The 18,159-nt window shown below is 74.7% G+C and carries 15 protein-coding genes; 11 read left to right on the plus strand and 4 right to left on the minus strand.

Going from position 1 to position 18,159, the window contains the following annotated elements; all coding sequences use genetic code 11:
• Positions 1-8: 8 nt before the first annotated feature.
• The 3 genes from IU369_RS05310 to IU369_RS05320 are packed head-to-tail and all read right to left on the minus strand — an operon-like array spanning position 9 to position 3,297.
• Positions 9-347, minus strand: coding sequence for a hypothetical protein (locus tag IU369_RS05310; RefSeq protein WP_217923534.1), 339 nt, complete (start codon positions 345-347; stop codon positions 9-11).
• The gene (locus IU369_RS05315) at positions 344-1,468 is read right to left on the minus strand and encodes a metallophosphoesterase (RefSeq protein ID WP_217923535.1); all 1,125 of its coding nucleotides are present in this window, start codon (positions 1,466-1,468) and stop codon (positions 344-346) included. Before IU369_RS05315 ends, IU369_RS05310 begins: the two co-directional genes overlap by 4 nt.
• Complete coding sequence (locus IU369_RS05320; RefSeq protein ID WP_217923536.1) at positions 1,432-3,297, minus strand: glycoside hydrolase family 15 protein; 1,866 nt, start codon at positions 3,295-3,297, stop codon at positions 1,432-1,434. The genes IU369_RS05315 and IU369_RS05320 overlap by 37 nt, the downstream gene beginning before the upstream one ends.
• Before the next feature lie 178 nt (positions 3,298-3,475).
• Here IU369_RS05320 and IU369_RS05325 point away from each other — a divergent pair, with 178 nt between their 5' ends.
• The 5 genes from IU369_RS05325 (at position 3,476) to pyrF (ending at position 9,054) form a co-directional block, all read left to right on the plus strand.
• Positions 3,476-5,071, plus strand: a complete 1,596-nt coding sequence (locus IU369_RS05325; RefSeq protein ID WP_217923537.1) for a prepilin-type N-terminal cleavage/methylation domain-containing protein — start codon at positions 3,476-3,478, stop codon at positions 5,069-5,071.
• The gene (locus IU369_RS05330) at positions 5,068-5,727 is read left to right on the plus strand and encodes a PilW family protein (RefSeq protein ID WP_217923538.1); all 660 of its coding nucleotides are present in this window, start codon (positions 5,068-5,070) and stop codon (positions 5,725-5,727) included. Before IU369_RS05325 ends, IU369_RS05330 begins: the two co-directional genes overlap by 4 nt.
• Positions 5,720-7,198: a hypothetical protein gene (locus tag IU369_RS05335; protein WP_217923539.1), complete on the plus strand. Its 1,479-nt coding sequence runs from the start codon at positions 5,720-5,722 to the stop codon at positions 7,196-7,198. The genes IU369_RS05330 and IU369_RS05335 overlap by 8 nt, the downstream gene beginning before the upstream one ends.
• A 105-nt stretch (positions 7,199-7,303) precedes the next feature.
• On the plus strand, positions 7,304-8,221 hold the full coding sequence (locus IU369_RS05340) for an AEC family transporter (RefSeq protein ID WP_217923540.1): 918 nt from the start codon (positions 7,304-7,306) through the stop codon (positions 8,219-8,221).
• The gene (gene pyrF / locus IU369_RS05345; protein WP_217923541.1) at positions 8,218-9,054 is read left to right on the plus strand and encodes an orotidine-5'-phosphate decarboxylase; all 837 of its coding nucleotides are present in this window, start codon (positions 8,218-8,220) and stop codon (positions 9,052-9,054) included. Before IU369_RS05340 ends, pyrF begins: the two co-directional genes overlap by 4 nt.
• Positions 9,055-9,143: 89 nt before the next feature.
• Here pyrF and IU369_RS05350 read toward each other — a convergent pair whose 3' ends face one another.
• Positions 9,144-9,692 carry an isochorismatase family protein gene (locus IU369_RS05350; RefSeq protein WP_217923542.1) on the minus strand — a complete coding sequence of 183 codons (549 nt, stop codon included), beginning with the start codon at positions 9,690-9,692 and terminating at the stop codon, positions 9,144-9,146.
• Positions 9,693-9,804: 112 nt separating this feature from the next.
• On the opposite strand from IU369_RS05350, the gene IU369_RS05355 reads away from it, so the two are divergent.
• The 6 genes from IU369_RS05355 to guaA all read left to right on the plus strand — a co-directional run bounded on the left by IU369_RS05355 (position 9,805) and on the right by guaA (position 18,134).
• Positions 9,805-10,938, plus strand: a complete 1,134-nt coding sequence (locus tag IU369_RS05355) for a D-alanyl-D-alanine carboxypeptidase family protein (RefSeq protein ID WP_217923543.1) — start codon at positions 9,805-9,807, stop codon at positions 10,936-10,938.
• Positions 10,935-11,885, plus strand: a complete 951-nt coding sequence (locus IU369_RS05360; protein WP_217923544.1) for a 1-phosphofructokinase family hexose kinase — start codon at positions 10,935-10,937, stop codon at positions 11,883-11,885. The genes IU369_RS05355 and IU369_RS05360 overlap by 4 nt, the downstream gene beginning before the upstream one ends.
• Positions 11,886-12,073: 188 nt before the next feature.
• Positions 12,074-13,231 (plus strand): GuaB3 family IMP dehydrogenase-related protein, encoded by a 1,158-nt coding sequence (locus tag IU369_RS05365; protein ID WP_217923545.1) that lies wholly within the window; start codon positions 12,074-12,076, stop codon positions 13,229-13,231.
• A 65-nt stretch (positions 13,232-13,296) separates the two neighbouring features.
• Positions 13,297-15,126: a hypothetical protein gene (locus tag IU369_RS05370; RefSeq protein WP_217923546.1), complete on the plus strand. Its 1,830-nt coding sequence runs from the start codon at positions 13,297-13,299 to the stop codon at positions 15,124-15,126.
• The gene (locus IU369_RS05375; protein ID WP_217923547.1) at positions 15,123-16,511 is read left to right on the plus strand and encodes an MBL fold metallo-hydrolase; all 1,389 of its coding nucleotides are present in this window, start codon (positions 15,123-15,125) and stop codon (positions 16,509-16,511) included. The genes IU369_RS05370 and IU369_RS05375 overlap by 4 nt, the downstream gene beginning before the upstream one ends.
• Positions 16,512-16,553: 42 nt before the next feature.
• The gene (guaA, locus tag IU369_RS05380; RefSeq protein WP_217924328.1) at positions 16,554-18,134 is read left to right on the plus strand and encodes a glutamine-hydrolyzing GMP synthase; all 1,581 of its coding nucleotides are present in this window, start codon (positions 16,554-16,556) and stop codon (positions 18,132-18,134) included.
• Positions 18,135-18,159: the final 25 nt, after the last annotated feature.

Here is an 18,159-nt window from a genome sequence, read left to right on the forward strand (position 1 = left end):
GGGGCAGCCTAGTCCCCCGGCGCGGGGGCGGGTCCCGCCCCACCGGCCCGCCGGGCCGCGACGGCGCCTGCCACCGCGACGACCTGCAGCACCACGATCCCCGCCGCCGGCACCGCCTGCCACGGCGTCCGCGCGAGGAGCAGCACCGCGCACGGCACCGTGAGCACCGAGCAGGCCAGCGGCAGCCGTCGCAGCGGCACGGCGTCCGCCGCGATCGCCCCCGCCGCCACCACCAGCGACAGCAGCGCGCACGACACCGTCACCGCGAGGTTGTCGGGCCGCTCCATCGCGACGGCCGCCGTCAGCGCGGCGCCGCCGAGCAGCAGGAGCAGCGCCCGCAGGGTCATCCGCCGGCGCGGTCCAGCACGCGCCCCGTCAGGTCCACGAACCGGTACGCCACGCGGTCGCCCGCGACGTCGATGCGCAGGTGGCCGAAGTCGGTGAGGGAGAGCTGCGCGCCACGGGTCGGGCGCGTGAACTCGTCCGCCCCGATCGGGCCCCCGCCGGTGCCGACCGTGAACGCCCGCACGCCGTCCACGACCCGCCGCTCGTACCGGTGCAGGTGGCCGGAGATGACGGCGTCGACGCCCGCCGCCCGCGCGACGGGCAGCAGCGGGTCACCCGGCTGGGGCGGCCGGTGGACGACCACGAACCGGTGGCGGAACCCGGGGCGCGCGAGCGCCTCCCGCGCGAAGGCGAGGCCCTCCGCGCCGACGGTGTCGCCCAGCACCACCGCCTGCACCGGGCCGTGCGCGACCACGTACCGGCCGCCGGGCGGCAGGTCGAAGACGTCGCGGATCGCGCCGTCGCCCGGCGGCGCGGCCTCGTGGTCGCCGAGGCCCACGTAGACGGGCGCGACCCGCATGACGTCGCGCATGGGCCGGAAGACGTTGCGGTCGAGCAGCACCTCCGCCGCCGTCAGGTAGCTGTTGTCGCCCGCGGTGAGCACCAGGTCGGGCTGCCCCGCCGCGATGGTCCGGGCGACGGCCCACTGCTCGTCGCCACCCTGGCCGTAGTCGGCGAGCGCCGCGATGCGGACCGGCGCGTCCGGGTCGCGCGGCGCCGTCGCGAACGACCCCGACGCCCGCCCGACGCCGTCGATCGACGCGGTCCACACGTGCCGCACCCCGGGGGCGAGGCCCTCGAGCACGCCGTCGCGGGCCGTCACCTGCCGCCCGGCGGGGTCGACCGCCACGATCGTCACGTCGGGGTCGCCGCCGGCGCGCCAGCGCATCTCGGCGCGGTCCCCGTCGACGCGGACGACGTACGGCCCGCGCGAGAAGGGGTCGCCCGAGGGCCCCAGCAGGTAGATGCGCCAGTAGACGACGACCGCCGCGACGACGAGCAGCGCCAGCGCGGCCAGCATCGACACCGCGATCAGGGCGCGGCGCAGACGCCGCTCGCGGCGTGTCAGGACCGCCGGTCCGGAGGTCAGCCCTCCCCTCCGAGCGCCCGGTCCAGGTCCCACGCGGCCGAGATCAGCCCGAGGTGGGTGAACGCCTGGGGGAAGTTCCCGAGCGACTCGCCGCTGTCGCCGACCTGCTCGGCGAACAGGCCGATCCCGTTCGCGTACGTCAGCATCTTCTCGAAGACGAGGCGCGCCTCCTCGAGGCGCCCCGCCCGCGTCAGGCACTCGACGAGCCAGAACGAGCAGAGCGAGAACGACCCCTCGGCGGTGCGCCCCAGGCCGTCGTCGGACGCCGTCTGCGGGTCGTACCGGTAGACGAGGCTGTCGGACACGAGGTCGCGCTGGGTCGCGTCGAGCGTCGCGAGCATGCGGGGGTCGCGGGGGCCGATGAACTTCACGAGCGGCATCAGCAGGTTGCTGGCGTCGAGGACGGTGCCGTCGTAGTACTGGACGAACGACTGGCGCTCCTCGCTCCAGCCGCGCTCCATGATCTCCTCGTAGATGCGGTCGCGGACGGAGCGCCACCGCGCCGTGTCGCCCGGCAGGCCCCGCTGCGACTGCATCCGCATCGCCCGCTCGAACGCGACCCAGCACATCAGCCGCGAGTAGACGAAGTGGCGCCGGCCGCCGCGGACCTCCCAGATGCCCTCGTCGGGCTGCTGCCAGTTGTCGGCGAGCCAGTCGAGGAGGCGCCGCAGGCTGGTCCACAGGTCCCAGCTGATCGGCTCGACCTTGTTCGACAGGTAGACGGCGTCCATCAGCTCGCCGTACACGTCGAGCTGGAGCTGGCCGTGCGCGCCGTTGCCGATCCGCACCGGCGCCGACCCGCGGTAGCCCTCGAGGTGGGGCAGCTCCCGCTCGGTCAGGTCGCGGCCGCCGTCGACGGCGTAGACGATCTGGAGGCGGGGGTCGCCGGGATCCGTCTCCCGGCAGCGCTCCTCCAGCCACCCCGCGAAGCGCTGGGCCTCGTCGTCGAACCCGAGCCGCTGGAAGGCGAACGCCGTGAACGCGGAGTCGCGGAGCCAGGCGTAGCGGTAGTCCCAGTTGCGGTTGCCGCCGATCGCCTCGGGGAGGCTGCAGGTGGGGGCGGCCACCATCGCCCCCGTCGGCGCGTAGGTGCAGAGCTTCAGGGTGATCGCGGACCGCTGGACCATCTCGCGCCAGCGGCCGTCGTAGTGGGAGTGCGCGAGCCACCGCCGCCAGAAGTCGCGGGTGGCGGCGAGCGCGTCCGCGACGGACGCGTCGCGCCACGCGCCGGCGGCGCCCGCGGGGTGCAGCACGAACCACGTGCTCTCACCCGCCGCGAGGCGGAACCGCGCGGTCGCCGCGGTCCCGTCGACCTCCATCGGGTGGCGTGACGAGAGCTCGGTGACGCGGCCACCGTCGGCGGTGAAGCGCGCCGTCCGGGGGTCGTCGAGCGCGACGCGGTGCGACCGGCGGGCGTAGTCGAACCCGGGCCGGCACGCCATGCGGAAGTCGACGGACCCGCGGACCACGTCGACGCGCCGCACCAGCGCGCACGGCTCCGCGCCGACCGGCATGAAGTCGGTGACCTCGGCGACGCCCGCCGGCGTGAAGAACCGCGTCAGCAGGATCGCCGTGTCCGGCAGGTAGAGCTGCTTCGACGGGCACGGCACGACGGGCGCCACCCGGAAGCTCCCCCCGATGCCGGCGTCGAGCACCGCCGCGAAGAGGCTCGGGGCGTCGAACCGCCCGGGGCAGAACCAGTCGATCGCCCCGTCCCGGCCGACGAGCGCCGCGGTGCGCAGGTCGCCGATCAGGCCGTAGCTCTCGATCGGCCGGTACCGGGGCTCGTGCGGCTCGCCCCACCCGGGCTCGTCGGTGACCCGCGCGTGGTCGTGGGCGGGGGACGCGGATCCACGGGTCATGGACCCACTCTAGTGCGGGTGCCACGGGCCCCATCCGGGACCCGCCCACGGCGGGTCCGCACGCGTGCGTCAAGCCGCGCGCCCTCCCGGCCGATAAGGGGCCTGCCCTCCCGTAACGCGCCGGCGGACCGCCCGATCGCGGGACGCGCCGGTGCACGGAGACCATCAGGAGCGCGGTGTGACCTCACGGAAGAGACTGCGACAGGCCGGTTTCTCGTACATCGAGGTGCTGGTCGGCATCGTCATCCTGGCCATCGTCGCGGGGGGCATCGCGCAGGGCCTGGCGCAGACGAGCAGCGCCCTCGGGACGTCGAAGGTGGAGACGACCGCCAACAAGCTGGCCGCCGCCGCCCTCGACCGGGCGCACCGCATGCCGTACGAGGACGTCGGCATCACCGGCGGGTCCCCGCCGGGGGTGATCGCGGCGACGACCAACACCGTCGTCGGCAGCGTCACCTACACCGTCGACACCGAGGTCGACTACGTCGACGACCCGGCCCTCGGCCAGCCGCAGACGTACGTGAACTACAAGAAGGTCACGGTCACCGTCACGCCGAAGACGAACCGCGCCCGCCCGACGACGGTCACCACCCTCGTCGCGCCGCCGGCCATCGGCTCGATCGCCGGCAAGTCGACGATCATCGTGAAGGTCATCGACGCGCTCACCGACGAACCCGTCGCGGGGGCGCCGGTCACCGCCGACCTCAGCACGTCGCCGGCCCAGACCCGGTCGACCGGCGCCGACGGGAAGGTCGTGTTCGCCGGCCTCGAGCCGAGCGCGATCCCGCTGAACGACCCGAAGTACAACTACCGGCTGACGATCGGGCTCCCGGCCCCGTGGGTGACGCACCCCGACAGCGTCCCCTCCATCGCCAAGCAGCACCTCACGGCGTCGCAGACGTGGACGACGACGCTGAAGGTCTTCAAGCGCTCCACGATCAACGTGAACCTGCGCGACGCCGCGACCGGCCAGCTCATCACCGAGCGGTCGGAGGTGCAGGTCAGCACCCCCGGTCCCGACGTCCTCAGCGAGTCGCAGGTGGGGACCACCGGCCAGTTCACGTACCCGACGATCGCGGGCAAGGAGATCCAGCCGAGCGCGTCCGACTTCACCGTCGTGGCGCAGGCCGACTGCTACGTCAACGCGAGCCAGCAGCGCCCCGTCCCGACGGGGTACCCGGCGAACACCACCGAGACGTTCAACTTCTCGATGACCCGCACGCCGAGCGGCTACCTCGACGTGGTGGTGCGGACGACCGCGAACGGCAACGCCCCGATCGCGGGCGCCCAGGTGCAGGTCTCCGGCGGCCAGTCGAACATCGCCCCCCGGGTCCGCTCCACCGACGCGAACGGCGCGGTGCGGTTCTGCCTGCCGCCGTCGGGCACCGCGAGCTACGTCGTCTCGGCGGCCCGGGCGGGTTACGGGGCGGGGTCGATCCTCGCGAACGTCGCGGTCGGTCAGACGACGCCGCTGACCATGTACCTCGCGCCGTCGGCGACCACCGGCACGATCCGCCTGAGCGCCGGCTCGTCGAACAAGCTCGTCCGCCTGCAGGCCGTCTCGGGGACCTACGACGCCTCCCAGACGACCAACAGCCAGTCGGTGGTGGTGAGCGGCCAGACGTACGCCGGCCTCGCCGACTTCACCGGGCTCGCCGCCGGCAACTACATGGCGTACATCGCCACCGGCTTCTCGGGCGGCACGCCGACGTGGAGCGCCGGCAAGCTCGTCTCCGCCGCGGGCAACACCGTCTCCTACTACCGGGTCCCGTGAGGCGCGCCCCCGCCAACGGAGGCCGGGCCGCCGCCCGCCGCCGCTCCCAGTCCGGCTTCAGCCTGATGGAGCTGCTGATGGGGATCGTCCTCACCGGCATCTTCTCCCTCGCGCTGTACGGGTTCTTCTTCTCGGGCGTCGTCTCGGCGCGCACCCACGAGTCGCAGGCCCGTGCGCAGTCCGAGGCGCGCCTGTCCATCGACCGCTTCGCCCGCGAGGTGCGGCAGGCGGTGAGCCCCGACGACGGCCTCACCGCGCCCGTGATCTCGCTGTCGCCGACGGTGATCGAGCTCTACATCGACCCCTCGCGCGTCGCGACCGCGACCACCCCGCGCCCCGAGAAGGTGCGGTACTCGATCGTCGCCGACCAGCTGATCCGCGAGTCGTCGGCGCCGGTCGGCACGACCTGGCCGTTCTCGTACGGCGCGTACGCGAAGCGCACGGTCATGGTCGAGGACCTGCAGCAGGGCGCGGTCCCCGCGTTCCGCGCCATCACCCGGCAGGGGGTCGGCCTCCCCGCCACGCCCGCGGCGACGCAGATGCGGGACATCGCGCAGGTCTCGGTCCGGCTGGTCGTCAGCCAGCGGACCGGCAACGCCGCCACGACGCTGGAGCTGAACACCGATGTGGCCCTCCGGAACGCGAACCGTGTCTAGGACCCGCCGCCGCGACGGACAGCGCGGGTCGAGCCTGATCACCACGATCGCCCTCACCGGCATCCTCGCCCTGCTCGTGCTCGCGAGCCTCTCGTTCGCGCGCAGCAGCACCCAGAGCACCGCCCGCCAGGGGCGCGCCGAGATCGCCATCCAGGTGGCCGACGCCGGCGTGAACCGGTACATCTCCCGGCTCGTCGAGGACCCCCGCTACTACGAGCACTACGTCGACCTCGCGGAGGACCCGCGCGTCGCGCCGAACGGCACCGTCGTGCAGCCGGGGTCGCCGTGGACGGCGGGCGTCTCCTGGACCTACCAGGCGGGTGGTCCGAAGACCTGGATCGAGCTCCAGGACGAGCGGTACGGCAAGGCCGCGTACTCGCTGCGCATCACGCCGCCCGCCGCCGGCTCGGACATCGTCACGGTGCTCTCCACCGCGAAGGCGGACCGCACGTCGCCGCAGCCGGTGACGCGGACGATCCAGAGCCAGATCCGCCCGACCTCCATCGCCGACTACCAGATGATCTCGAACGCGACGATCAAGTACGGGTCGACGGCGACGACGACCGGCAAGCTGTACTCGGCCGTGGACATCAACCACCAGGGCGTGGCGAAGGCCCCGGCGTACGCGGCGCACTGGACCTGCTCGAGCAACAACTTCGCGTGCCCGAGCGCCTCCGTGCCGCCCGCGGTGTTCACGGCGGGCGCCTACAACGCGACCACCGTGCCGTCGTTCCGCGACCAGTTCCCCATGCCGATCGACTTCGGGCAGTTCACCAGCGCGCGCCTCGACGTGAAGGACGCCGCGGCGGCCCAGGGCACCGCCTTCAACGACCCGTCGGCCAGCGCCTGGATGATCCAGTTCCTCGCCGACGGCCGCGCCCGCGTGTTCCGCATCACCGGCACGTCCGACCCGGGCGCCTCGATCGCGACCAACGGCATCGGGTGTCCCGTGACCTACACCCTCCCCGCGGGGAAGGCGCCGGCGTACTTCTACTTCGAGCAGCCGGTGATCGTCTCGGACGGCGGCACCAAGACCGACAACTGCTCGCCGAAGGGCTCCGGCCCCCGTCCGTCGGTCGTGAACGGCCGGGTCACCATCGCGACCAAGTCGAACGTCTACGTCGGCGGCAACACCACCTACGCACAGCCGGGCGACGACGTGCTCGGCCTGATCGCGGGCGGCGAGGTCATCATCACCGCCTACACCCCGCGCAACCTGACCTGGCGGGCCGCCTCGCTCGCCCAGTCGGGCCAGTGGCGGACCTACTACAACACCAACGTCGGCGACGCCCACGACTCGATGCTCTACATCGGCTCGCAGACGACGTTCGAGGGTGGCTACGCGTCGATGTTCGACGCCCGCGAGTACCAGTATGACGACACCCTCAAGTACATGCGCCCGCCGCTCTACCCGATCCTCGAGGGGTCGTGGGAGACGTTCTACTGGCGCGAGGTGCTGCCGCCCGCCTGACGCGGCACGCCCCCGGGGACCACGGCCGCGCGCTGGTACGCTCGGGGCCGTGATCCCCGGCGCCGCCGCCATCACCTGCGCCGGCGCGCGTGAGGTGGGGGAGGGGTGACCGAGACCGCCATCGGGGCCCTGCTGATCATCCTCGCCGGCGCGGTCGCCCGGCGGGCGGGCGTCATCCGCCGCGACGACGGTCCCGTGCTCGTGAAGGTGGTCATCCACCTCGCGCTGCCGCCGCTGATCTTCCTGATCCTGGTGCGGGCGGACCTGCACGGCTCACTGCTCCTCGTGCCGGTCGCGGGCTTCGCGATCCACGGCCTGCTCGTGGGCTTCGTGGTGGTCTCGACGCGCCTGTGGGGGATGGACCGGCCCCGCGCCGGCGCGTTGATCGTGGCGACCGCCGTCGGCAACACCGGCTTCTTCGGCCTCCCCCTGATCGCGGCGTCCGGGGACGGGTTCTCGCTGCCCGCCGCCGTGATGTACGACGCGCTCTGCACCGGGGTGATCACGTGGACGTCGACCGTCGCGATCGCGACGTCCTACGGGCGGCCCCAGGGCGGCCCGCGGGTGTCGCTGTCGGACCTCGGACGGAGCCTGCTGCTGCCCCCCACGTGGGCGCTCGTCGCGGGCCTCGCGGTCAACCTCGCGGGCGTCGAGGAGCTCCCCGCCATCGTCGAGCGCCCGTTCGAGCTGCTGGGGGCGGCGACGCTGCCGCTCACGATGATCTACGCGGGCCTGATGCTCGACCTCCGCGGGGTCGAGCGGCTGTGGCGCGAGCTGGGCTACGCCGTGGTCGTGCGGCTCGGCCTGTCGACCCTCCTGGGGGTCGCCGTGGCGGCCGTCCTGCGCCTCGAGGGGGACGTCCGCGCCACGGTCGTCATCATGGCGGCCATGCCGACCGCCATGATGTCGCTCGTGATCGGAACCCGCTCAGGCCTGCGCAGCGACGTCCTCGCCAGCGCGGTCGTCGTGACGACCCTCCTGTCGACCCTCACGCTGCCCGCGTTGCGGGCGGTGCTCCTGTGACCCCGGCGGCCGTCGCGCCCGACGGCTTCGGGGCCCGGCTCGCCGCCGCCGTCGCGCAGCGGGCCAGCCAGGTCGTGCTGGGACTCGACCCCGACCCGCGCCGTGTGCCGGGCGGGGCGGAGGGCGCCCGGGCGTTCTGCCGCCGGGCCATCGCCGCCGCCGGCCCGGCGTGCGTCGCCGCGAAGCTCCAGCTCGCGTCGTTCGAGCGCTTCGGGACGGCGGGGTGGGAGGCCTTCGAGCGGGTCGCCGCCGCGGCGGCCGACGCCGGCCTGCTGGTCATCGCCGACGCCAAGCGCGGGGACGTCGACGTGACGAGCCGCGCCTACGCCGAGGCGTTCCTGCGCCCGCCGATCGACGCGCTCACCATCAACCCGTCGCTCGGCGGCGACGCCGTCGCGCCGTTCGTCGAGGCCGCCGCCGCGAGCGGCCGCGGGCTGTTCGCCCTCGTGCGCACCTCGAACCCCGGGGCGGCCGAGCTGCAGGACCTCCCCCTCGCCTCCGGCGGGCTCTGGCACGAGGAGGTCGCCCGCCTCGTCGCCGGGTGGGGCGCGCCGAGCGTCGACTCCTCCGGACTGTCGTGCCTCGGCGCCGTCGTCGGCGCCACCGTCCCCGGGCGCATGGCGGCGCTGCGGGAGCTCATGCCGCACCAGCCCCTCCTGATCCCCGGCGTCGGCGCACAGGGCGGCCGGCCCGAGGACCTCGGCCCCGCGTTCGGCGGCCGCGCCGCCGGCGCGCTCGTCTCGGCGAGCCGGTCGATCATCTTCGCGGAGAGCCCCCGGCGGGCCGCCGAGGAGCTGCGGACCGCCCTGTGGAGCGCCTTCGAGTCCTCGTAGCCGCCCCCCGCGGGCGCCGGCCGGACCTCCGGCCCCCGCGGGGAGCGCTCTCCGTCCCGCGCGCGGGCGGGATGGCAACAGGTGACGGGCTACGAGGCCGGGGCGTCCAGGAGGGTGCCGATCGCCTCCGCGGACAGTACCTCCACACCTGCCCGCGTGCGGGCCGCCAGCCTCCGCCCACGTTCCACCGCGCCCTCCTCGCAGGCGTCCGTGGCGTCGTCGGCGACGACCGTGCGGAAGTGGCGCGACAGCGACTGCGAGGCCGCGGCGTCGCAGCAGGCGAGGCTCATCGGGCCCGCGACGACGACGGCCTGGACCCCGCGGGCCCCGAGCACCTCGGCCAGCCCCGTGCCGGCGAACGGGTCGGGGTGGGGCGAGTCGAGGACCGACTCCCACCCGGTCGGCGCGACCTCCGGGGGCTCGCCGGCCAGGGCCGTCGCCGCCTCGCCCGCGCCGGGCGCGGCGCCCGGCAGGTGCCGCACGTGCACGACGTGCGCGCCGGTGGCCCGCGCATGGGCGAGCAGGGCGGCGGCGCGGTCGAGCGCGGGGGCGTCCGGCACGCCGTGGAAGGGGGCGCCCGGGGAGGCGATCATGAGGATGGCGGTGCGCTCGGGGTCGAGCGGGGCGGCGGCGATCACGGCGGTCTCCTCCTGGATCCGGGGCGGGGGGGACGCCAGGTGGTACGGACGACCCCGCGGGGCGGATCACCGCCGTCGTGCGATTCGCCCGGGAGCGGCTAGGATCGTCGGCGTGCCGCGCCGGCTCGCCATCCTGGCCGCCCTCGTGAGCCTCCTCGCGACGGCCCCCGCGACCCTCGGCGTCGGCACGCCGCCGGCCATCCCGGCGGCGGCGTGGGTCGTCGTCGACCCGGCCACGGGGGAGACGCTCGCGAGCCGCGCGCCCGACCGGGAGCTGCCGATGGCGAGCACCACGAAGATCATGACGGCGCTGGTCGTGCTGGAGAGCGCCGACCTCGACGAGGTCATGACGGTGCCGCCCGAGGCGGCGCGCATCGGCGAGTCGTCCGGCGGGCTCGTGGCGGGGGAGCGCCTCCGCGTGCGGGACCTCCTGACCGCCCTCCTCGTGCCGAGCGGCAACGACGCCGCGGTCACGCTCGCCGACGGCGTCGCCGGATCGCAACGCGCCTTCGTGGAGCTGATGAACCAGCGCGCCGCCGAGATGGGCCTGACGCACACGAGCTTCGCCAACCCGCACGGGCTCGACGCCCCCGGACACCACTCCAGCGTCGCCGACCTCGTGACGCTGGCGCGCGTCGCGATGCGCGACCCCGTCTTCCGGGAGATCGTCGCCCAGCGCCGGGCGAGCATCCCCGGCCCCGGGGGCCGCGGCGTCCGCGAGTACCGCTCCGAGAACGCGCTCCTCGACATCGACCCCGAGGCCGACGGCGTGAAGACCGGCTCCACCGACGGCGCCGGGTTCGCGCTCGTGGCGCACGCGCGGCGGAAGGCGCTCGGGGTGCAGCTCTACGCGGCGATCATCGGCTCGCCGTCGCCCGACCAGCGCGCCCTCGACGCCGCGCGCCTCCTCGACTACGGCTTCTCCCAGTACGCCCGGGCGACGCTCGTCAGCGCCGACGCCCCCGTGGGGCGCGCGCCGGTCGACGACCGCCCCGGGACCGACGTGCCCTACCGGGCCGCGTCGGACCTGAGCGCGGCGATCCGCCTCGGCGCCCCCGTCACCGAGGTCGTCACCGCCCCCGCGGAGCTGCGGGCGCCCGTCGCCGCCGGGCAGGTCGTCGGCACCATCACCCTCCGCCAGGGCGACCGGGTGCTCGGCCGCCGCGACCTCCTCGCCATGCGCTCGGCGTCCGAGCCCGGCGTCTGGGACCGCGTCCGCGCGGGTATCGGAGCCCTCATCCCGTGATCGTCACCGTCACCCTCAACGCGGCCCTCGACCGGACGGTGCGCGTCCCGAACTTCCAGCTCGGCGCCCGCCACCGCGCGGACGCGTCCCTGCGCTTGCCGGGCGGCAAGGGCGTCAACGTCGCCCGCGCGCTGAAGAGCCTCGGCCAGCCGGTCATCGCGACCGGCCTCGCCGGTGGCCGCGTCGGGACCTACATCATCGAGGAGCTGACGCAGGAGGGGATCCTCAACGACTTCGTGCGGATCGCCGACGAGTCGCGGACGAGCACCGCGGTCATCGACCCCACCACCGGGCAGCAGACCGAGATCAACGAGTGGGGCCCGTCGGTGCAGGCGGCGGAGCTCGACGTGCTGCTCGACAAGATCCGCTACCTCTCGAAGGGGGCGGAGATCTTCGTCGTCGCCGGGTCGCTGCCCCGCGACGTGCCGACCGACTACTACGAGTACCTGCTCCGCGAGCTGCGCCAGGAGAAGATGATCACCGCGGTCGACACCTCCGGCCCCGCCCTGCGGGCGGCCCTCCAGGCGGAGCCGGGGGTCGTCAGCCCCAACGTGCGCGAGGCCGAGGAGCTCGTCGGCCACGAGTTCGGCGACGAGGACGACATGGCCGCCGCCGCCGAGACGCTCACCCAGATGGGCGCCGAGTCGGCGCTGATCCACCACGAGGACGGATGCGTCGCCCGCATCCGCACCGACGGGGGCAGGAAGGGCCGGACCTACCGGGCGCGGCTGCCGCGCCGGGCGGACGTCGTCTCCACCGTCGGCTCCGGCGACGCCCTCCTCGCCGGCTACCTGTCGGCGCGGCAGAGCCACCAGCCGCCCGAGGCCGCCCTCGCCCTGGCGGTGGCGTGCGGCGCCGCGAACACCCAGCGGTTCGGGGCCGGGGTCTTCGACCCGGCCGACGTCGAGTCGCTCATGCGCCGCGTGGAGATCGTCTCCGAGGACTAGGCCCGCGTGCCGTTTGCAACGCGGCGCGGCAGGAGACAGGCGGCCGGGCCCGACGCTATCCTCCGTGGATCATTTCTCGAGAGCACCGATCGACGCAGGACGGACACCCCGACCCAGGTCCCGGCATCGCCCGGCCTGGGTCGTGTCGTCTGAGGGCGCGGTCGGGCGGACGTGGCGGGGGGCGCTGAGTGGAGATCGAGATCGGGCGTGGCAAGAAGGGCCGCAGGGCCTACGGGCTGGATGAGATCGCGATCGTGCCGAGCAGGCGCACGCGGGATCCGGAGGACGTCGATCTCACGTGGCGGCTCGACGGGCACGAGCTGGAGCTGCCGATCCTCGCGTCGGCGATGGACGGGGTGGTCGACACGCGCACCGCGGGGATCATCGGGAAGATCGGCGGGCTCGGGGTCCTCAACCTCGAGGGGATCCAGACCCGGTACGAGGAGGCCGACGCCGAGCTGGAGCGCATCTCCCGCATGCCGGTGGCGGAGGCGACCCGGGGCCTGCAGCAGGTCTACCAGGAGCCCATCAAGCCGGAGCTGATCGCGCAGCGCATCCGCGAGGTCAAGTCGCAGGGCGTCCTCACCGCGGGCTCGCTCACGCCCCAGCGGGTGACGGAGTACATCGACGTCGTCCTCGAGGCGGGGCTCGACATCCTCGTCATCCAGGGCACCGTCGTGTCGGCCGAGCACGTCTCGTCCGTCGCCGAGCCCCTGAACCTCAAGCGCTTCATCGCCGAGCTCCCGATCCCCGTGATCGTCGGCGGCTGCGCCTCGTACCACGCCGCCCTGCACCTCATGCGCACCGGCGCGGTCGGCGTGCTCGTCGGCGTCGGGCCGGGCGCGGCCTGCACCACCCGCCAGGTGATCGGGGTCGGCGTCCCCCAGGCGACGGCGATCGCCGACGCCGCCGGGGCCCGCATGCAGCACCTCCTGGAGACCGGCCAGTACGTCAACGTCATCGCCGACGGCGGCATGGCCTACGCCGGCGACCTCGCGAAGGCGATCGCCTGCGGCGCCGACGCCTGCATGATCGGCTCGCCGTTCGCGAAGGCCGCCGAGGCCCCCGGCCGCGGCTACCACTGGGGCATGGCGACGTTCCACCCGAGCCTGCCGCGCGGGACCCGCGTCAAGACCTCGACGATCGGGACCCTCGAGGAGATCCTCACGGGCCCCGCCCACGAGAACGACGGCACGCTGAACCTGGTCGGCGGCCTGCGGAGCGCCCTGGCGACCTGTGGGTACGAGTCGATCCAGAGCTTCCAGAAGTGCGAGGTGATGGTCGCGCCCGCGCTGAAGACCGAGGGCAAGAAGCTGCAGCAGGCCCAGGCCGTCGGGATGGGGTGAGCCGCGACCGGGCCCACCCGGGGCGGCTTGTCCGCCGCGGGGGGCCCGGCGTAGGCTCGCCGCCGATGCGGCCGCAACGCAGGAGGGGGGGTCCGGTCGCGGTCGCGCTCTGCGCCGCCGTCACCCTCGGCCTGCTCGTGGTCCCGGCGTCCGCCTTCCGCGACGACGTCGTGCTGGTGTCCCGCTCCACGGCGGGGTTCCCGGCGGACGGGGCGTCCGGCGAGCCGGCGATGTCGGCCGACGGCCGCGTGGTGGCGTTCACCTCGGCGGCGACCCAGCTCGCCGACGGCGGCGACGACGACACCGACACCGACGTGTTCGCGCGCGACGTCGACACGGGCGCGACGGTCCTCGTGAGCCGCGCCACGGGGCCGACCGGCGCGGGCGGCGACGGGCCGTCGAGCGCGCCGTCGATCTCCGCCGACGGCCTGCACGTCGCCTTCCAGTCGACGTCCACCGACCTCTCGTCCGCCGACGTCGACCCCGTCTCCGACATCTTCGTCCGCGACCTGCAGACCGGTGTGACCACCCTCGTCAGCCGCGCCGACGGCCCGACGGGCGCCGGCGGCGACCTCGCGTCGTTCGCGCCGTCGATCTCCGCGGACGGCCGGTACGTCGCCTTCCAGTCCCTCGCGACGAACCTCGGTCCCGACGGCGCCGGCTTCGACGTCTTCGTGCGCGACCTGGTGGCCGGGACGACCACCCTGGTCAGCCGTGCCGACGGCGCCGCGGGCGCCCCCGGCGCGGGGCCCTCGACGGCCCCGGCGATCTCGGGGGACGGGCGCCGCGTCGCCTTCGCCTCCGCCGCCGCGAACCTGTCCGACGAAGACATCGACGCCGTCGCGAGCCGCGTGCTGGTGCGGGACCTCGCGGCGGGGACGACGACGCTCGTCAGCCGGGCCGACGGCGTGGCCGGGGCCCCGGCGGGGCAGCCGGCGCTGGCGCCCGCGATCTCCGGCGACGGCACCCGCGTGGTGTTCCAGTCGGCGGCGCCCGAGCTGTCGCCCGACGACGCCGACGACACCACCGACGTGTTCGTGCGCGACCTCGCCGCGGCGACGACGGGCCTCGTCAGCCGCGCCGCCGGGCCGGCGGGGGCGCCCGGCGACGGCAACTCGGGGGCCGCGGCGATCTCGGCCGACGGGCGGCGGGTGGCGTTCTCGTCCGCGGCGGGCAACCTGTCCGACGCCGACGCGGACGCCTACACGGACGTCTTCCTCCGCGACCTGGCCGACGGGTCGACGGTGCTCGTGAGCCGCGCGCCGGGTGCGGGCGGGGCGCCGGCCGACGGCGGCTCCCGCGACCCGGCGCCGAACGCCGACGGCACGTTCGTGGCGTTCGCGACCGAGGCCGACAACCTCGCGCCCCAGGGCGACCCGTTGGTCACGAACGTGGTGCGCCGCGACGTGCTCGGCCCCGCCGCCCCGGTCCCGCCCGCCCCTCCCGCCCCTCCGGCGCCTCCGGCGCCGCCCACCCCGGTCGCGGCGGTCGTGGTGCGGTGCGCCGGGGTGCCCGCGACGATCGTCGGGACCGTCGGCGACGACGTCATACGCGGCACCGCGCGGCGCGACGTGATCGCCGCCCTCGGCGGCGACGACGTCGTCCGCGGGCTCGGCGGCAACGACATGATCTGCCTCGGCGCCGGCGCCGACCGGGGGATCGGGGGCGTCGGCTCCGACACGGTCCTCGGCGGGCCGGGCGCCGACCGGCTGGAGGGGGGCACCGGCCGGGACCTGCTCGACGGCGGGCCGGGGGCGGACGTCCTGGACGGCGGCAAGGGCACCGACCGGCTCATCGGCGGCGCCGGGCGCGACGTCGCCCGCGGCGGCGCGGGCCGGGACGTCTGCGGGGCGGAGCGCCGCAGCGGCTGCGAGCTGCCGAAGCCGCGGCGGTGAGCGTCGAGGTCCGCTCCCACGGGGCGGCGATGACGGTGACGGGCTCCTGCCACCTGGTGGAGGCGCCCGGCGCGCGGGTGCTCGTCGACTGCGGCGCCTTCCAGGGCTCCCGCGCGCTGTTCGCGCTCAACCGGGAGCCGTTCGGGTTCGACCCGGGCGCGATCGACGCGGTGCTGCTGACGCACGCGCACCTCGACCACTCGGGCCGCCTGCCGGTGCTGGTGCGCAACGGCTTCCGCGGGCGCATCCACGCCCGGCCGGCGACCGCCGAGCTCTGCGGGCACCTCCTCCGCGACGCCGCGAAGATCCAGCACGAGGACGCCGAACGCGACCGCCGCCACGGGCGGACGCCGCCCCCGCCGCTGTTCGACGACGACGACGTCGCCCGCGTCCTCGGGATGTTCGCGCCGATGGGGTGCGGGGTGCCCGTGGACGTCGCGGGGCTCCGGGTCACGGCACAGCCGGCCGGTCACATCCCGGGGTCGGCGAGCTTCCTCATCGAGGCCGCGGGGCGGAGGGTCGTCGTCAGCGGGGACATCGGGAACGCCCGCAAGGAGATCCTCCCCGACCCGACGCCGTGCCCCGAGGCCGACGTCGTGCTGATGGAGGGCACCTACGGCGACCGCGACCACCGGCCGTACGAGGCGACGGTGGCGGAGCTCGCGGGGCTGCTGCGCGCCGCGCAGGAGCGCGGGGGCAAGATCCTGGTGCCGTCGTTCGCGCTGGAGCGCACCCACGAGGTGCTCTACACGATCGCGCACCTCGAACGGGACCACGACATCGCGCCGCTGCCGGTGTACGTCGACTCGCCGCTCGCCGCGCGCGTGGACGAGGTCTACGACCACTTCCCCGACGAGCTGTCGCCCGAGCTGCGCCTGCTGCGCTCCACCGGCCGCGACCCCTTCCAGCCGAAGCACCTGACGTACACGCGGTCGGTGCAGGAGTCGAAGGAGATCACGGCCTCCGACGCGCCCGCCATCGTGATCGCGGGGTCGGGGATGCTCTCGGGCGGTCGGATCCTCCACCACCTGCGGGCCGGGCTCGGCGATCCGCGCACGACGGTGATGATCGTCGGGTACCAGCCGTCGGGCGGCCTCGGGCGCGCCCTGGTCGACGGCGACGACACGGTCCGCGTGATGGGGCATCCGGTGCGGGTGCGTGCCCGCGTGGCGACCGTCGGCGGGCTCTCCGCCCACGCCGACCGGACGGAGCTGCTCGACTGGGTGCGGCCCTCGGGGGCGGCGGAGGTGCGCCTGGTGCACGGCGAGCCGAACGCGCTGACCTCGCTGCGGGACGCCCTCCGGGCGGAGGGGCGGCGGGCGGTGCTGCAGCCGAGCGAGGTCGAGGTGCCCGGCGGGGGCCACCACGAGGAAGCGGGGGAGTGACCGGGGCCGCGGCCGTCCGGCCCGCTCCGCTAACCTGACGCCCTGGCCGCGACCCCCGCACACCCCGCGCTCGACCCCGCCCTCGCGGCCGCCGCACCGGGCGGCGTCCTCGTCGTCGATTTCGGCGCGCAGTACAGCCAGCTCATCGCGCGGCGCATCCGCGAGTGCCGGGTGTTCTCGGCCGTGGTGCCGCACGACGCGGCCCCCGAGGAGATCCTCGCGCTCCGCCCCGCCGGTCTCGTGCTCTCCGGGGGGCCGGCGTCGGTGTACGCACCGGGCGCGCCCTCCCTCGACCGGCGCCTCCTGGAGCTCGACATCCCGGTGCTGGGCATCTGCTACGGCCAGCAGGCGATGGCGCTGGCGCTCGGCGGCGAGGTCGCGCGGACCGGCGCCGGCGAGTACGGGAAGACGCCGCTGACGGTCCGCTCGCGGGACGGCATGTTCGGCCAGCTCCCCGCCGAGGTCTGCTGGATGAGCCACCGCGACGCCGTGTCGCGCCCGCCGGACGGGTTCACGGTGACGGCCGAGACGACGTCGTCGCCGGTCGCCGCGATGGAGAACCCGGCTCAGCGGATGTACGGCGTCCAGTTCCACCCCGAGGTGGTCCACACGCCGTTCGGGACGGACCTGTTGAAGTGGTTCCTCTTCGACGCGTGCGACTGCGCGCCGACGTGGACGGCGACGCACGTCATCGAGGAGCAGGTCGAGCGCATCCGGGCGCAGGTGGGGGACACGGCGCGGGTGATCTGCGGCCTCTCCGGTGGCGTCGACAGTGCGGTGGCGGCGTTGATCGTGCACCGCGCAATCGGCGACCGGCTCACCTGCGTCTTCGTCGACCACGGCCTGCTGCGGATGAACGAGGGCGAGCAGGTGGAGGCGGCGTTCGGCCGCCACTTCGGCGTCCCCCTCGTGCACGTGCGGGCGCAGGACCACTTCGCCGCCGCCCTCGCGGGGATCACGGAACCGGAGGAGAAGCGCAAGACGATCGGGCGGGAGTTCATCCGCATCTTCGAGCGCGAGGCGGAGAAGCTGAAGGACGCCCGCTTCCTGGTGCAGGGGACGCTCTACTCCGACGTCATCGAGTCGGGCTCCCGGGACGCCGCGAAGATCAAGAGCCACCACAACGTCGGTGGGCTCCCGGAGGACATGGCCGTCGAGCTGATCGAGCCCCTCCGCCAGCTCTTCAAGGACGAGGTGCGCGTCGTCGGCGAGGAGCTGGGGCTCCCGGAGAACATGGTGTGGCGCCAGCCGTTCCCCGGTCCGGGCCTCGCGATCCGCATCATCGGCGAGGTGACGCTGGAGCGGCTCGACATCCTCCGGAAGGCCGACTTCGTGCTGCAGGAGGAGATCCGCCGCGCCGGGCTCTACCGGGAGCTGTGGCAGAGCTTCGCGGTGCTGCCGGCGGTGAAGAGCGTCGGTGTCCAGGGCGACGAGCGGACCTATGCGTACCCGATCGTGATCCGCGCGGTGACGAGCGACGACGCGATGACCGCCGACTGGGCGCGCCTGCCGTACGACCTGCTGGAGCGCATCTCGAACCGGATCATCAACGAGGTCGACGGCGTGAACCGCGTCGCCCTCGACCTGACGAGCAAGCCGCCCGGCACGATCGAGTGGGAGTGACCGCGGCCTGACCCCCCGCCGGTGC

The organism is Miltoncostaea oceani (assembly GCF_018141545.1).
Taxonomy (GTDB): domain Bacteria; phylum Actinomycetota; class Thermoleophilia; order Miltoncostaeales; family Miltoncostaeaceae; genus Miltoncostaea; species Miltoncostaea oceani.

Excerpts from the sequence above, each read along its gene's own strand:
- IU369_RS05310 (WP_217923534.1), bottom strand. The coding sequence starts at position 347 with ATGACCCTGCGGGCGCTGCTCCTGCTGCTCGGCGGCGCCGCGCTGACG.
- IU369_RS05320 (WP_217923536.1), bottom strand. The coding sequence starts at position 3,297 with ATGACCCGTGGATCCGCGTCCCCCGCCCACGACCACGCGCGGGTCACC.
- IU369_RS05370 (WP_217923546.1), top strand. The coding sequence starts at position 13,297 with ATGCGGCCGCAACGCAGGAGGGGGGGTCCGGTCGCGGTCGCGCTCTGC.